The 16,192-nt window shown below is 45.5% G+C and carries 15 protein-coding genes; 5 read left to right on the top strand and 10 right to left on the bottom strand.

The genetic code is table 11. The features are described 5' to 3' along the window. Positions 1-24 precede the first annotated feature (24 nt). From HMPREF3034_RS00925 to rpmH, 6 genes are all read right to left on the bottom strand, one after another. On the bottom strand, positions 25-687 hold the full coding sequence (locus tag HMPREF3034_RS00925; RefSeq protein ID WP_062432458.1) for a NigD1/NigD2 family lipoprotein: 663 nt from the start codon (positions 685-687) through the stop codon (positions 25-27). Position 688: 1 nt separating this feature from the next. After that, on the bottom strand, positions 689-1,846 hold the full coding sequence (locus HMPREF3034_RS00920; protein ID WP_036896054.1) for a 1-acyl-sn-glycerol-3-phosphate acyltransferase: 1,158 nt from the start codon (positions 1,844-1,846) through the stop codon (positions 689-691). A 40-nt stretch (positions 1,847-1,886) separates the two neighbouring features. Next, positions 1,887-2,885: a D-alanine--D-alanine ligase gene (locus HMPREF3034_RS00915; protein WP_036896052.1), complete on the bottom strand. Its 999-nt coding sequence runs from the start codon at positions 2,883-2,885 to the stop codon at positions 1,887-1,889. A 16-nt stretch (positions 2,886-2,901) separates the two neighbouring features. Then, a complete protein-coding gene (locus HMPREF3034_RS00910; protein ID WP_036896050.1) occupies positions 2,902-3,969 on the bottom strand; it encodes an RluA family pseudouridine synthase in 1,068 nt (355 codons plus the stop codon). A 26-nt stretch (positions 3,970-3,995) separates the two neighbouring features. Then, positions 3,996-4,685 (bottom strand): PASTA domain-containing protein, encoded by a 690-nt coding sequence (locus HMPREF3034_RS00905; RefSeq protein WP_036896048.1) that lies wholly within the window; start codon positions 4,683-4,685, stop codon positions 3,996-3,998. A gap of 198 nt (positions 4,686-4,883) precedes the next feature. After that, a complete protein-coding gene (rpmH, locus tag HMPREF3034_RS12180; protein ID WP_082721648.1) occupies positions 4,884-5,039 on the bottom strand; it encodes a 50S ribosomal protein L34 in 156 nt (51 codons plus the stop codon). A gap of 184 nt (positions 5,040-5,223) precedes the next feature. Here rpmH and efp point away from each other — a divergent pair, with 184 nt between their 5' ends. The 3 genes from efp to radC all read left to right on the top strand — a co-directional run bounded on the left by efp (position 5,224) and on the right by radC (position 7,670). After that, positions 5,224-5,790: an elongation factor P gene (gene efp / locus HMPREF3034_RS00900; protein WP_036896046.1), complete on the top strand. Its 567-nt coding sequence runs from the start codon at positions 5,224-5,226 to the stop codon at positions 5,788-5,790. A 92-nt stretch (positions 5,791-5,882) separates the two neighbouring features. Beyond that, positions 5,883-6,932: a glycosyltransferase family 2 protein gene (locus HMPREF3034_RS00895; protein ID WP_036896044.1), complete on the top strand. Its 1,050-nt coding sequence runs from the start codon at positions 5,883-5,885 to the stop codon at positions 6,930-6,932. Between the two features lie 54 nt (positions 6,933-6,986). Next, positions 6,987-7,670, top strand: a complete 684-nt coding sequence (radC, locus tag HMPREF3034_RS00890; RefSeq protein ID WP_052052719.1) for a RadC family protein — start codon at positions 6,987-6,989, stop codon at positions 7,668-7,670. A 434-nt stretch (positions 7,671-8,104) separates the two neighbouring features. Here radC and HMPREF3034_RS00885 read toward each other — a convergent pair whose 3' ends face one another. From HMPREF3034_RS00885 to HMPREF3034_RS00870, 4 genes are all read right to left on the bottom strand, one after another. Beyond that, positions 8,105-8,665 (bottom strand): DUF4369 domain-containing protein, encoded by a 561-nt coding sequence (locus HMPREF3034_RS00885; RefSeq protein ID WP_082721647.1) that lies wholly within the window; start codon positions 8,663-8,665, stop codon positions 8,105-8,107. 72 nt (positions 8,666-8,737) lie between these two features. Continuing rightward, a complete protein-coding gene (locus HMPREF3034_RS00880; RefSeq protein WP_062432455.1) occupies positions 8,738-9,580 on the bottom strand; it encodes a hypothetical protein in 843 nt (280 codons plus the stop codon). 26 nt (positions 9,581-9,606) lie between these two features. Further along, entirely contained in the window at positions 9,607-11,400 is a 1,794-nt protein-coding gene (locus tag HMPREF3034_RS00875; protein ID WP_062432452.1) for a RagB/SusD family nutrient uptake outer membrane protein, read from the bottom strand. Positions 11,401-11,412: 12 nt separating this feature from the next. Then, positions 11,413-14,676 carry a SusC/RagA family TonB-linked outer membrane protein gene (locus HMPREF3034_RS00870; protein WP_062432449.1) on the bottom strand — a complete coding sequence of 1,088 codons (3,264 nt, stop codon included), beginning with the start codon at positions 14,674-14,676 and terminating at the stop codon, positions 11,413-11,415. A gap of 476 nt (positions 14,677-15,152) precedes the next feature. Here HMPREF3034_RS00870 and HMPREF3034_RS13105 point away from each other — a divergent pair, with 476 nt between their 5' ends. Next, on the top strand, positions 15,153-15,344 hold the full coding sequence (locus HMPREF3034_RS13105; RefSeq protein WP_369793907.1) for a hypothetical protein: 192 nt from the start codon (positions 15,153-15,155) through the stop codon (positions 15,342-15,344). After that, positions 15,313-15,801, top strand: coding sequence for a hypothetical protein (locus HMPREF3034_RS00865; protein ID WP_062432445.1), 489 nt, complete (start codon positions 15,313-15,315; stop codon positions 15,799-15,801). The genes HMPREF3034_RS13105 and HMPREF3034_RS00865 overlap by 32 nt, the downstream gene beginning before the upstream one ends. Positions 15,802-16,192 lie beyond the last annotated feature (391 nt).

Below are 16,192 nucleotides of genomic sequence, written 5' to 3'. Positions count from 1 at the left end.
AATCCGGCTCTGTAGAGTTGTTTCTTAGCGGTCGATGACGAATGAACGGGTTACGATGCCGTTGTAGGTGTTTACGGTTAGACGGATTTGAGTAGTTTCTTTGATGTCGTCAAGTGGTATATTGACATACTGACGAACAGTATAGTATTCGGGAACACCGTTTTGTCGGTGATAGAGTTGTAGGTAAATGGTAGGCATACTGGTACCTGTTGCCGATGTGGAATCGTGCATCACCGAGACTACTTGCTTATTGTCTACACCGTCTTGTCGACCGGTTTTTAGTCCCAATTGCAAGTTTAGATAGCGACGGTTGGTACTCATCCATGCGCTCTCCAGCTTTAATGGGTCGGTAAAGATGGTGTCAATACGTGCTGTAGGTACGCTTTTGAGAACAGGGACACGTGCTATTTGAATGGCTTCGGTGGTGTGGTCGGTCACCTTTCCGTAGTAGAGTAGGGCGCGATAAGTGGAATCCGGCGTCGTAGCCCAGTCGGCTTTGGCATGCGGACTTAGCTTAAGTAGGTCTCCCTTATCGGTATGGCAGTAGTCTATTTGTCCTTTGGTAGCAGCATGCGCATCCACGATGTCGGCCTGAAGATATGAATATCGGCCGTCACCGGTGTCATAGCTGTTGTGCTCGCAAGCTATGATGAGGGGGATAAACAGTGCCAACCAATATTTCGGCATATTACTTAGTAGCTGCTAAATAGTTGATGGCAGGGTTGGCATACATGGTTAACAGACGTTCGCGGAGATAGGCTTCATCTTTATTAGGGATGTCTATCTTGGTTAATTGTCCTGCTATGTATTGCTCAAACTGTTGTTGTTGCTCGGTCGTATAGGCACCGGTGTGCTCCTGTGTGCCATGAAGTAGGTCGAGAGCTACGTAGTTTGACGGGTAGAGACGATAGTTACGATGAATCTCGTGGTCTATGTGAGCAGCGATTTTCTCGTATAGTTCGGCTTTCGGCATGTTTTCATCGAGAGTCGAGAGATAGTCGTCAATGCATGGAGTACAATGATAATGCAGGTGCCCTTTGTAGCCCATGATGCCCGTTTGCATGCTGTGTACATCGTCTTGAGCGCTCTTTCTCCACCCCGGAACGTCGCGCTTAAGTTGGAATTCGGCCGCTTTGAGATAGTCACAGGGGTCGTATTCGTAGGAAAGCGACAGTGGAACGATATGCATTTGCTTCAATCTATCGATGATAGAGCCTTCACCTCCCATCGTAATCATCTTAAGAATAGCCTCTTGGGTGTGGTCGTTGCTGTCCTTGGCACGACCCTCTCGCTGTGCTATCCAAATGTTTTCATGCTTCTCACTAATGGCGAAATGCATGTAATCGGCCAATCGTTTGCTCGAAAGGAGCATTTGGCGCATGGGCAATCCACGCTCTACGATGAATGATTTGTTAACTCTTACGAGGTCTTTCACCCATGGTAGGGACAGTAAATTATCGCCAATGGCAATCTCACAAGTAGTTGTGAACTTGGCATCTATGAGGAACATGGACAGAGAAGATGGGTCCATTACGATGTCGCGGTGATTGCTGATGAACGTATATCGTCCGGTATTGTCGACCGCTGATGCGTCCATTTCAAAACCGGTAGTGGTCTTTGTCAACACATTTTTGACGAAGTCGTAGCTGAAAGCGTACTGAAACTCCATGCTGGTTTTGCATGCTCGCATTTTCTTACCGATGGCTTCGATAGACACACCGGGCATCAGAAAGTTCATCACGGCTTGAAATTGCGGATGTGCCAACAATCTGTCGTACACCTCAGGAAGCTCTTCCGGCTCATAAGGTCGGATAGCATCGAATTTCTTCAGTAGTTCTTTGTCCATGGTTCGTAAGATTAATGGTGAAAGATGAAGGCTGTTGGCGTTAGTCGAACTGGTTCTCTACGATTTCGCTCAACACCTCTTTGATATCCAATCCGGCTGCACGCACCTGCTGAGGAATGAAACTTGTGGGAGTCATTCCGGGTGTTGTGTTGATTTCAAGCATGTTGATTTGATCGTTACCGTCTTGGGCTTTTGAGATGATATAGTCGATACGTATGATTCCGTTGGCGTGCAGGATGTCGTAAATACGACTTGTCAACTTCGCAACTTGGGCTGCGGTGTCATCGCTAATACGTGCCGGTGTAATCTCTTGTACCTGTCCGTTGTACTTGGCATTGTAGTCGAAGAACTCGTTTTTAGTCACAACTTCAGTGGCAGGGAATACTACCGATTTGTCTTTCGTCTTATAAACACCCTGCGAAATCTCCGTTCCTTCGAGATAGCTTTCTATCATTACCTCATCGCTCTCCATGAAAGCGACACGCAGGGCAGGCGCCAACTGGTCTACGTTCTTTACCTTTGAGACGCCGAAACTGGAACCGTCGGCAGCCGGTTTCACGAAACAAGGCATGCCAAGGCGGCGTTCCACCTCTGCTTCATCGCATGTGTCTTCGCGCCGAAGTAGCATGCTGTCGGCCACATTGATACCGTATGTACTGAGATATTTATTGAGTACGAATTTATCGAAAGTCAATGCTTCAACCAAAACACTGCTAGTGGAGTAGGGCATACCAATGAGTTCAAAGTATCCTTGCATGTATCCATTCTCACCGGGCTGGCCATGAATGGTGATATAAGCATAATCGAAGCACGTCGTTTTGTCGTCGAGCAAGAATGAGAAGTCGTTCTTATTGATGTGCGCAATGTCTCCGTTGTCGAGGTTTACGTGCCAATCGTCTCCCTTCACATCAACAATGTAGATGTTATAACGCTCTTTATCGAAAAAGGAATAAAGTCCCTGTGCAGAGCGCAGAGATACATCGTGTTCCGATGAATCGCCACCACAAACGATAGCAATCGTTCTCTTTAAATTTTCCATATTATCAAATTGTTTTCTATTTTTCTTCAAAAGTATTGGCTGTAGTGCCATGTATGAAGCTTCTCCACTTCTCTACGAGCTGGCTTAAATCGCTTGGCCATTCGCTTGTAAAGTCCATCTGCTTGCCTGTGATGGGATGTACGAATCCTAAAGTGCGGGCATGTAGAGCCTGTCGATTACAGATTTTGAAGCAGTTCATGATAAAAGCTTTATACGTACTGCTACGTTGTCCGCGCAGGATTTCGCATCCGCCGTACCGTTCATCGCCAAAGAGCGGATGCCCGATGTGCTTCATGTGAGCACGTATCTGGTGAGTTCTACCGGTCTCAAGGATACATTCTATCAGCGTCACGTAGCCGAATCGTTCGATGACGCGGTAATGAGTAACGGCCGGTTTGCCTATCTCGCTATCGGTAGGAAACACCGTCATGCGCAGTCTATCCTTGGGATCGCGTGCTATGTTGCCTTCTATGCGCCCCTCGTCTTCGGCTAAATTACCCCACACCAGTGCATTGTAGCTGCGATGAGTGGTCTTGTTGAAGAACTGCTTACCCAAAATTGACTTTGCATCGGCGGTCTTTGCCACAACCAACAGTCCGCTTGTGTCCTTATCAATACGATGTACCAACCCCACTTCGGGGTCATTAGGGTCGAATGATTTCAAGTCCTTCAGATGCCAAGCCACGGCATTGATGAGTGTACCGGTGAAGTTTCCAGCTCCCGGATGTACCACCATACCAGCCTCTTTGTTGACTACCATGAGTGCATCGTCTTCGTAAACGATGTTCAGGGGAATGTCTTCGGCCACGATACTCGTGTCGTGTTTCGGCTTGTCGAGCATCAATGTGATGACGTCGAGAGGCCGAACCTTGTAGTTACTCTTTACCGGTTTGTTGTTCACACGGATGGCACCGGCCTCCGCTGCTGCCTGTATACGGTTGCGACTGATATAGGGATTGCGCTCTGTAAGGTATTTGTCGATACGCACAGGCTCCTGTCCTTTGTCGACTTCTACCCTCCAATGCTCATAGAGTTGTTGGCTTTCGTCGCTGTCTTCTATCTCGTCAATTATCTCTTCTATCATGTATTGCGAGGCTCTAGTGTTGTTAACTACTCTTTCCTTGGTGTTGTAGCGGGCTGCTCTTCGGGTACAGTCACCTCTTGGAACTCGTCTACATCGCCCTTTTCTTCCTCAAATATGGGGGCAGTTGTGGGTTCAATGTAGTCCACGGAGTCGTCGGCAGAGCGCTGACCGTTGCCCACCTGTATCGTCAAAGAGTCTTCTACGGATATGCGTTGTCCTGCCGTTACGTGCTGACCACGTACCACGATGCCGTATACCCAATCTCTTTCGCCGGCCACATATTCCGGTTCCGTGAGCTTAAAGCCCATGGCTGAGAGTTTGGCGATGGCTTCGCGCAATGAACTATTGTCTATGACATCGGGCAAAGCGATGGTAGGTGACTGGAGCGAATTGATGGTCACATAAACGATATGTCCCGATTTTACGCGCTCACCGCTTTCAGGTGACTGCTCCAATATGCAGTCGGCAGGCTGCGATTTCACATATCCTGTATCTGTTACGACCATGGTAAGCCCTAGATTGCTGAGCATTTGCTCGGCATCCGTGGCGTTCATGTGTTTAATATTCGGTATCGCGATGGATTCGCCATGATGCGTATAGACATCAAGACCGTACTTCACGCCGAAGCAAAGTGCCACGATAACGATGCCCATTGCCAATATGTTGCCCCAGAAATAACGGCTTTTGAATTTATTGACGAATTCAGATGATTTCATCTTGCTTTATAATTGGAATGTTATGCAAAGATAAGTAATTTTTCGATAAACCATTGTGATTCCACGAAAAAGTGTGCATACACGTTTCGGGTGCGCCGTGTAGGCGGCTCTTAAACACAACATACCCCCATGAGAAAGATTCCTCAAGGGGGTATGTTGAAGTTCTTTGTTGAAAAAGAACTTGACTCTGTTCACTGTTTATTTGCCGTGATTCTCGCTAGAAACAGTTAGTTTCTTACGTCCACGTGCGCGGCGAGCAGCCAAAACGCGGCGACCATTCTTGGTTGACATTCTCTCGCGGAAGCCGTGCTTGTTCACTCTTCTTCTGTTGTGAGGCTGAAATGTTCTTTTCATTTTAGTTCTATTTTATTATTATTTGTTTCTTCGCTTTGGGCTGCAAAAGTACTCATAATTTTCGAAATGGCAAAGAAATAGACTAATTTTCAGCCACTTTCGAGCGTATTTTGTATTTTATTCGTAACTTTGCAATCGATTTTAGACGTATATTTAACGTGTAAATATATATAATAACACAAATATGATCAATTCACAGGAAATTAAAATCGGAACTTGCATCCGTATGGATGGTAAGATTTGGACATGTATCGACTTCCAGCATGTAAAGCCCGGAAAGGGTAATACGGTGATGCGTACAAAGTTGAAGAACGTTTCCGACGGTCGCGTATTGGAGCGTACGTTCCAAGTAGGATTCAAGTTGGAGGATGTTCGTGTTGAGCGTCGCCCTTATCAGTATCTGTATCAAGACCCAACAGGTTACATCTTCATGAACCAAGAAACTTTCGAGCAGATTCCAATCGCTAGAGAAGGTATTGAGGGTGTAGACTTTATGAAGGAAGGCGACGTCGTAGAAGTCGTTACAGATACATCGGATGGTACTATCCTGTCTGCTGAAATGCCTGTTAAGACTGTGCTCCGTATTACTCATTCAGAGCCGGGCGTAAAGGGCAACACAGCTACTAATGCAACCAAACCGGCTACATTGGAGACCGGAGCTGAGGTTCGTGTACCTTTGTTCATCAACGAAGGTGACCTGATTCAGGTTGATACACGCGATGGAAGCTACCTGAACCGTGTAAACGAATAATATTTTTTCAGGGCAAAGAGATTCTTGTTGTCTCCTTGAGGGAGGCGGAGTCTCTTTGCCCTTTTCTGTTTCTTTTAATGCCTATCTGCTACATGAAATACTCTGTTATTGTACCTGTATTCAATCGTCCCGATGAAGTGAGCGAACTATTAGATAGCCTTACACATCAGACAGTGACCGATTTTGAAGTTGTCATCGTGGAAGATGGGTCGCAAGTGCCTTGTAAAGAGGTATGCGAAGCGTATGCCGACCGACTCAATCTGCATTATTATGCCAAGACAAACAGCGGTCCGGGGCAGAGCCGAAACTACGGTGCAAGTGTAGCACAGGGTGAATACCTGCTGATTCTAGATAGTGATGTTGTCTTACCCGAAGGTTATTTGAAGGCTATAGACGACGAGTTGAATCGCGAGCCGGCCGATGCTTTTGGGGGACCAGACTGTGCTCACGAGTCATTTACACCAGTCCAAAAAGCCATTTCTTATAGTATGACTTCGTTTTTTACCACAGGTGGCATTCGCGGAGGCAAGAAGAAACTCGATAAATTCTATCCTCGTTCGTTCAATATGGGCATTCGTAGCGATGTCTACCATGCTTTGGGCGGTTTTTCTAAGATGCGTTTCGGCGAAGATATAGACTTTAGCATCCGTATATTTAAGGCCGGTTATCGCTGCCGGTTGTTCCCCGAAGCGTGGGTATGGCATAAGCGTCGTACTGATTTTATGAAGTTTTGGCGACAAGTATATAATAGTGGTATCGCGCGTATCAATCTTTATATGAAGTATCCTGAATCGTTGAAACTCGTCCATATGCTCCCTATGGTGTTTACGGTGGGAGTGTTTCTGTTGGTGATATTGGGAATAATAGGTATCGTAAACCTTGCATTTGGGCAGAATAGTATGCAACATGCTGTTGGTTTTTGGGCTTGTACATTTGCTGCCACCCCTCTGTTGCTCTATTCGTTGCTTATCTTTATCGGATCTACCTTAAAGAATAAGAGTCTGCAAGTAGGTGCTTTATCCATTATCGCAGCTTTTATTCAACTTATGGGCTATGGTTTTGGATTCTTGGAAGCTGTTTGGAAACGTATGGTTTTACAGAAAGATGAATTCTCGGCATACGAGAAGAACTTCTATAATTGATAAGTAAGTGACTCATAATTATCAATTCTCAATTTTGAATTTTCAATTAAATCGATGAAACTCAACATCAATCAGTGGGCCGAAGAAGACCGACCACGCGAGAAACTTCTTGCGCGAGGAGCTGAGAACCTTACCGATGCCGAACTGTTGGCTATCTTGATAGGGTCGGGATCGGTGCATGAGAGTGCCGTAGATTTGATGAAGCGAGTCTTGAAAGACTGCAATAACAACCTCAACGCACTTGGTAAGAAAACAGTGAAAGAGTTGATGGATTACAACGGGATAGGAGAAGCCAAGGCTATTACGATATTGGCGGCTTGCGAATTGGGCAAGCGACGGGCACGAGAAAAAGCTGTGGAGCGTGCCGACTTGGGCAGTGCTACGGCTATCTATAATTATATGCACACCCTGATGCAAGACCTTGACGTGGAAGAGGCGTGGGTGTTGCTCATGAATCAGAATTATAAACTCATCAAGGCGCAACGTATTAGTCATGGTGGCATTAACGAAACGGCGGTCGATGTACGTGTCATCATGAAAGAAGCAATTCTCTGTAATGCCACCATTTTGGCCTTAACGCATAATCATCCGAGCAATAACACGATGCCAAGTCGTATGGATGATGAGTTGACACAGTGTGTTAAGAAGGCTTGTGAGTTGATGCGTATCTACTTCTTAGACCATGTAGTTGTCACCGACGGGGCTTATTATAGCTACCGAGAAGAAGGTAGGCTGTGATGAGAAAAGCTCCTCCCCACCCCTCCCCATAGAGGGGAGGGCGAAAGGAATAGACCTTTTCCGTGCTACAACTTAAGAACTTATAAACTCAAAAACTTAAATACTAAAACCTAAACTCGTCTACTTGTCAACTTAAACCCTTGTTAACTAGTTTATTCGTTAACTTGTTTACTAAAACGATTGAGTTGGGTTGGGGCTATTGCAAAGCCTCCCCAGTATTGCTGTATAGCCATTTCAGCATCGCTGCCTAGCCGAGACAGCAGTGTTGCCCGGCCACTGCAACATTGTATTTGTAATTTCCTTAAATGTTTATCTAAACCTAGCGGGTGTAAGAAAATAAGTCATTGCCTGTTCAATCATGTTGTAGGCGGGCTTTAAACAAAAAACCGCGGACATCGTCTGCGGTTGGTATTGTAGTGTAAGAGAAAGGTGGTTTAGAGATATTGTTGAAAGAATTTAGCTATCGTATTGCCGGGCTGTTTCTTTATGGTGGCTTTCATGAATTGGTAGAAAGTCGAGTCGGCCTTGTCGGCATGCCCTTTAAGCATTGCGATACTATCCTTTGACGCATGCCGCATGTTAGCCGAAAGGTATAGATTGGAGGCCGTATTGCGTTGTATGGTGAGGTCTTTCCACTGCTGTATCAGATTATTTTGTGGTGTCCCGGAGGTGATGCTGTTGGTATCGAGGTGCACCTTGATAACGCCGGGTTCGGTCACTACGAGCAGCTCTTGGGCTTGCATGCGCTGTCTGAAAGGCAATCGGATGATGCTCACGCGCTCTGTGTCGCCCTCAAATACAAACTTACCATTGTACGCATACGTGGAATCCACGTTTCCCCAATTGGCTCCCGTCATGGGTACAAGATAAATCTTCTGCCCATCAGCGACGCCTGCTGTAACCGTACCTTCTATCCTATAGCGTGGCTTGTTGTTACAGCTGAAGAGCAATAGCAAGATTGCCGAGAGAAAAATCACTCTTTTCATGATTCTCATATTGTTTTTGTAAAAAGCCCCGACCGTATTGACCGTTCGGGGCTTCCACCTAAATACTAATACCCTACGACGTTACTTTCTCTTGAAATTCCAGAAGAATGCAGTTCCCCAGTCGCCAGCTCCGGGTTCTGGAGCGCAAAGACGGAGTTCTTTGCTGTCGGCTTTGAGAATCTGATAGACGTATTGGCGAGCATTGCCATTATTGACCATGAGACCCATCAATGGAATTGTACCATTGAAAGTGAGGGTCCCGATGTCCCAACCGTCTTTCACTTTGGTGCTTGTAGCTGTAACGCTACCGCTCTCACCACGGCTGGTCTTAACACCACCGGTGCCTAGCCCCATAGAGAACCAACCGTCGGCACCGTCTTTAGGAAGTCCCTTGTCGGTTGCTTGCTGGTCTATATCGGCAGTCTTAACAACCCACCAAGCCGGTCCGGTAGACTCCATGTATCCACCATTACCCCATACACCGTCGGCTGCTTCAGTGTTCCAAGTGTATGTATAAGATGTGAAGTCGCCCTTACCATCACCAAACAAGGTTGTAAGCATGGAGTCGAGGTCAGTGAATTCTTTTACGTCGATGGATTTAGCTTCCGACTTTGCCACTGAGCGATCAAAGCCTGTAACCTGTACATAGTACTTGACGGTGCGGGCAGGAGGCAATACCTGTACTTTCACCGAAGTACCACTGCCGACCATCTCGTTTGTTTCTGCATCGTATACATAGATATAACGTGTAGGCGATGTGGTGACAACGAGGTTGTTGTTGCCTTCTTTCTTAGCTGTAATCTGAAGTTCTTTGCTGAGTTCTTCGGATGTAACGTTGGCTACCGGGCTCTCATCATCTTGCTGCGGATTGCAAGATGCCATCATGAAAGTCAGTAGAGCAGCTGCAAATAATATATTTTTCATATTTCTGTTTCTTTTTGATGAGTGAATTATTTCCAACCCTGATATTCAGAGGTGTTGTCAGTCCAACCTTCATTTTGGGTGACACTACCCAATGAAACTTGACTTTCTGGCATCTTTTGGAAGCCGGCTGTGGCCTTATAGCGTGCTTCGTAGCCACCGTTGTGGGCTACGTTTTTGTCGGAAGCTCCACAATAGTAGATAGGTTGATTGAGCTGTCTTGATAACATTTGGGCAGCAATGTGCCAACGACGGATGTCATTCCAGCGAGTACCTTCGAATGCCAACTCCCAGCGACGTTCGTTCTGAAGAGCCTTGAGAGAGTAAGCTCCGATAGGGCTCAAGCCTGCACGAGCACGCACTTTGTTGATACCTGCGACGTCTTCTTTCAATTCGCTCTGCATCAAAAGTACATCTGCGAAACGAATCAATACGATGTCGTGGATGTTACCTAATTGGAAGTTGTTGTTGCCTTGTATCCAGTTGGAAGGCCCATACATTAAGCTTTCAAAGCAACTCAGGTAAGGTACCGCGTTAGAACCTGTTGTTGGGAAAGCTTCTTCGTAGGTTCCATCGTTCTTAGCAGAAACCGGAGACTGCTTCTTCTCATAATAGTCGGTTTCTTGAACAAAGTCGGCCCATCCACCCTTTGCATAATTAGGTAGTTTGTTCACATCCTGAATAGATGCTTCAAGACGCTTGTCGCCGGGCTCGGCACTATTCCAGTCGTCTACCAAGTTGGGAGCTACAGAACCTGCACCCCATCCTTGTCCGAAGGGGAATGTATTAGCTAAGTCTTGTCCACCGCGTACACCGAAGTGCAATGCTAGCCCGTTGGCATAACCAATGGTTGTAGCCCAGTCGGCACGCTTGTTAAACTTGATGGCGAACATAGACTCCGGGTTAACGGCATTATCGTCTTCTACCCATTTCAATCCTTTACCCTTGGTATATTCGTAGTCTTCTTTCGTGTTACGGTTACTATATGCCCACAGGTTGCGGAAGTCGGGAACCAATGAGTAGCCGGAACTGTTGACACACTCATCGATACATGCAATCACTTGTGCCTTGGTCAAAGTGTTGCCGTTAGGCAATGCAACTTCGGTCAAAGGTTTGTAAGTGGTGCTGGTCAAGTCGGCGATAGTAGTACCGTTTCCGTAGAAACCTGTGTAGAACAACCAAGCACGTCCCAACATAGCACTGGCTGTATAGCGGTCAATATGACCGTTGGTCAGACGTTGTTTTGGCATTGTTGTGGCTGCAGTGTACAGGTCTTGAAGTATCTGTCCCCACAATACTTTCACGTCACCCGGAGTAACTGTCTCGCCGGAAGGAGCTGTCATCAAAGGTACGTTACCGTACATAGATGCCAATTCGTAGTGATAGAAGGCACGTAGGAAGAGTGCTTCACCCATGACCTGCGCCTTGTTCTCTCCGTCTAACTTTGTATTTGGGATAGACGCAATCAGTGTGTTGGCGCGGTTGATGCCTTGATAACGCTGACTCCAGAAATCTTTTGTCATATCAGCATTGTAGTTACAGATGAGGTCTAAAGCCTGCATCATCTTGTCGTTGACACCACCACCACCGAGCTGATCGTCGCTAGCCAAGTCAGAATAATACAAGAACGACTCTTGAGGATTGGCCATCACTGCATTCAAATTCTCATAGATGCCGGCCAAAACGGCTGTCGCATCGCTTGATTTTGCAGGGAAGTTTTCAGTAGACAGGTCCGTCATGTTCTGGATATTGTTGATATCACACGATGTAAATGTCCCTGCTATCATCAGAAGCGAGCCTATGATATATGATATTCTTTTCATTGTTGTTTCGATTTAGAATTTAACATTGACACCAACCAAGAATGTACGAGGTTGTGGGTAGTTACCTACATCAACACCGGTTACCCAAGGCTCTCCACTATTAAGAGCCATACCGTTCTCAGGATCCATTCCCTTGTATCCGGTAATGGTAAATAGGTTCTGTGCGGTGAAGTAGAGACGGAGTTGTGAGAATGGGCATGCTTTCCAGTTCTTAGCGAAATCATAACCGATAGTCATGTTCTGTAAGCGGAAGTAACCAGCATTGTCTACATAGATATCTGATACTTGCTGCCAGTTAGGACCGGTATTCATACGGGCCAAGAGTGGGTATCTGTTAGAGGTTCCTTCACCATTCCAGTAGCCATATACTTCAGAAGTGTAATTCTCTTGCTCACCGTCGGTGAACTTACGATATGATCTTGCAACCTGTTGTCCAAGAGCTGTATAGCCTGTCACAGAGAAATCAAAACCTTTATAACCGAAGTTGAGGCTGAGACCCATAGTTACATCGGGGTTAGGATTGCCCAAATTAGTCTTGTCGGCAGGGGTGATGACACCGTCACCATCAACGTCTACGAACTTTAAATCACCGGGTTTCAAACCTGTTCCTTGTAGAGAATGAGTAGCATCTCCACCACAGTTCTTTGCTAGGTAGGCCTCCAAATCGTTCTGATTCTGAATGACTCCATCGGTCTTATAGCCATAGAAGTAACCGATAGGGAATCCTTCTTCAAAGCGAGCCATGATACCTGTGTTCTGTGCGAGCAAGTCGTTACCGCCTTCATTGTACTTACGAGGACTATTAACGGTAATCACCTTATTATTATTGTAGGCAATATTATAGTTTACACCATAAGTAAAGTCTGTGCCAATCTTATCTTGCCAGTTCAAACCAAGCTCAATACCAGTGTTCCGGACAGTACCGGCGTTCTGCCATTGTTTGTCAAAACCGGTTGTTGCAGCAACAGGAACTTCCAGCAACAAGTCCTTTGTCTTCTTATAATACCAGTCGAAGTTCACGTTCAAACGCTGATTTAAGAAGCGAGCATCAATACCTACGTTGGTCTGTTCTGATGTCTCCCATGTCAATTCTTCGTTAGAAAGACGTGATGGACTGGCTCCCGGTGTATAGCTGTCTTTATTATTATTGAATGAATAGTTAGACAGTTCATCGAATGCAAAGGTTGCTTGGTAAGCGAAACTCGATACAATATTCTTGTTACCATTTTGTCCCCAGCTGGCACGAAGTTTCAAGTAGTCCATCCAACTGCGTGTAGATTCCATAAACTTCTCGTTGCTTACAACCCATCCTGCAGATACCGATGGGAAGTAACCCCAGCGATGTCCGGGGGCAAAGATAGAAGAGCCATCGGCACGGAAGATAGCTGTCAGCATGTAAGTCTCGTTATAGTCGTAGTTGATACGGCCGAAGTGAGACAGGCTACGAGTGTCTACATAAGGAGTACCGATAACAGTTGCCTTACCACCCTTGTCGCTAGTAGCCGACAGATAAGCGTGGCTGAAATCTCCAAAGATACTTGTTGTAGAGATACCTTGGATGGATTCACCGAAGTTAGGCTTTGATTCGCCGTATTCCATACCGGCTAATACGTCAATATGGTGAACCCTCTCCAAATCGAATTTATAGTTAACAGTGTGGGTATTGCTCCATCCCCAGCCGAGTCCGGCTTGTTGTGTGACTTGGTCGGTGGTACGTTTCATACCTGCCGTATTCTCATTTGCGTTGAAGTTAGGCAAGAAGCTACGCCATGACCATGAACTTTGGTTGTAGTTGAACTGTCCACGATACACCAAGTTCTTGATGGGTTGAATCTCGTAGTAACCTACTGCTGACAGATTAAAGCTGCGACTTTTGTTGTTAGAACCTTGAGAATTCTCCAAAACGTAAAGTGGGTTTACAGTATAAGAGTTGTACTTATACCATCCCTCAGTGCCTGATTTCTTCAGGTCGTCGTTGTTGAAATAGTTGCCATCAGCATTGTATAGAGGCACCAAAGGATTAGCACGAAGCATGTCGGAGATAGAGTTGCCGTACTGGTTTCCTATCTGGATACCTTGATTTTCGCGATGATTGAAGTATACATTCTCCCCAATTTTCACTACATCGAGTCCCTTTTCGTTGCGATAAATGACGTGTTCAGAGTTCAAACGTATGGTGAAACGACGGAAATCGCTCTTGGCGAAGTCTCCACCGAAGATACCATCTTGATACTGATAACCCACGCCGGTGCTGAACTTAGAACGGTCTGTACCGCCGGTAACGTTGAGAGCGTGACTTGTAGTCACTGCATTTTTGTTACGCAAGAGGTCGAGCCAGTTGGTACCCTTGTTCGTTCCGTCGTTGTAAGCCTTCAATAAATCGGCGTCAATGAACTTGCTCCAGTCCCAAGGTGCTACTCCGCTGTTGTTTCTTACGAGGTCTTGTACCTGCATATATTCCTTAGCTGTCAGCAAGTCGGGCATGCGATATACGTTCTGCCAACCCACATTGCCGTCGTAGCTCACCTGTATCTTACCCTCTTTACCTTGGCGTGTGGTAATCAAGATGACACCATTGGCAGCTGCCGAACCGTAGATGGCAGCCGAAGCACCGTCCTTCAATACGTCAATACGCTCGATGTCGGCCGGGTTGATATTGTTAATATCGCCACCCGATACGCCGTCGATAACGTATAATGGCTTAGTATCACTATTCGTACCGGCACCACGGATGGTTACTTTGAATCCATCACCGGGCTGTCCTGATATAGCTTGAATGTTCACACCGGGACTCATGCTCTGCAATGCGCCCAATGCTTGAGTGGTATTCATCTTTTGTAGGTCAGAACCTTTTACTTCGACGGTAGCGCCTGTTACCAGTTTCTTCTTCTGTACACCATAACCTACAACAACGACTTCGTCCAAACTGGTGTCTTCAGACTGAAGTGTAAGAGAAAAATTGGATTGATTTCCCACTTGGATTTCCTGCGTCTTATAGCCGATATAACTAACGACGAGGGTTGCACCCGGTTTCACATTCATGCTGAAGTTACCATCTAAGTCGGTAACAACACCATTGGTAGTACCTTTCTCTAATACGGTTGCACCGATGACGGGGCCTTGAGAATCTACAATGTGACCGGTAATTTTCTTGGCTTGTTGCACCTCATTGACCGAGGAATTAGGCAAAGCAGCCAATGCTTGTGGTGAATAGGCGAGTCCTAATGTTGCACAAGCACCCATGACCAAAGCTGTCTTTCTAAAATGAAGAGTCATACTTTTAGGTATTTCTATAGGTTAAACGTTTAATAGATTTTGGTATTTGGAGTCTTCTCCTAAAAAAGTAAGTAGATTAGTTTGCAAGTATTTTATACCGCGAACAGCATTTTTAAGTTGAATTCTTTTCCATGAAGTCTTGGTTTTGTATTGTTTAAGTTCTAGATATTTCCTTTTATGTTTAGGTCGTTTGGTGTCTCCTCTGTCTGACGGCAGGTTAGGTTATCATACGTTTTCTTGTACCGTTGGGGAGATTGATGCAATATTTATTGCTCGCAAAGTTATATAATAAAATCTTATTATACTGATACTATTTTGCTCAATGCTGATACTATCTTATAATTTTATAGCAAAACATAAATTATCTCAAAAAGGGTAAAGTGTCTGAATGATTATTTCCCACCTATTATAATATAGATATATTAGTGAAAATGACTAATTTTGTGCTATTATAATAGAGTAAAGCAAAATATCGTATGATTTCTTTTGAGTGTGATTACAATAACGGTGCGCATCCGTTGGTGCTGCAACACCTAGTTGATACCAATGATAAGCAAAGCCTCACTTATGGCTTTGATGAGTGGAGCGAGCGTGCTCGCCATCGTATACGGGTAGCCTGCAATGCGCCAAAAGCCGATGTCTATTTCTTATCGGGGGTGCGATGTTGATCTTCCCTTTATTGCTGAGCACTGTGATGCCTTTTATATCGGTGGCACCAAAGTGGGGGCGCTCTGCGGTGAAGCCGTGGTATTCCTCAATGGAGCACCGCGCCAATTCTTCACCATTGTGAAACAGCATGGGGCTTTGTCTGCTAAAGGACGATTGATGGGGCTGCAATTCGATGCTCTTTTCACTGACGACCTTTACTTCCGCATCTCTAAGCATGCCATAGATATGGCTATGAAGATGCGCACACTGTTTCTTAAACGGGGCTATCGACTCTTTATCGACTCGCCAACCAATCAACAATTCTTGATCATAGACAACAAACGCGTAGCCGAATTGGAGAAACATGTGCTCTTCACTCATTGGGAGCCATTTGGCTCAGATGCCTTTGTATGCCGCTTTGTGACAAGTTGGGCTACCACGGACGACGACTTGAAGGTACTTGAAGAGTTGTTGTAAACGACTCGTGTGCATCTATCTAAATCCTTGTTAGGTCTACTTTGTAATTCAAAAAAAATTCCCTCTCTTTGGAAAAAGGGTAGTATGATGTTCTTGCAGTGGCTCGGCAGAATTACTGCAAAGCCTTTTCAGCATTGCTGCGAAGCCGAGACAGCGATGTTGCCAAGCCCCTGCAATCAATTAGTAAACAAGTTTACGAGTAGATAAGTAGACGAGTTGGGAGTGAGAAGTGATGGTTTTATGTCAAAAAAGTATTAGCTTTTAAGACTTGTCAATTCTTTTTTTAATAGGAAGATAAGGCCGGTTGGTCTTTTCATCTTGGTTTTGATAGGTATCTTTTACGATTTGATAAAAAATATATGAGGGTGTGTCAAAATTGATACCCCCTCTT

The sequence above is a fragment of the Prevotella sp. DNF00663 genome (assembly GCF_001553265.1).
Taxonomy (GTDB): domain Bacteria; phylum Bacteroidota; class Bacteroidia; order Bacteroidales; family Bacteroidaceae; genus Prevotella.
This window is presented reverse-complemented; position numbering and strand designations above follow the sequence as displayed.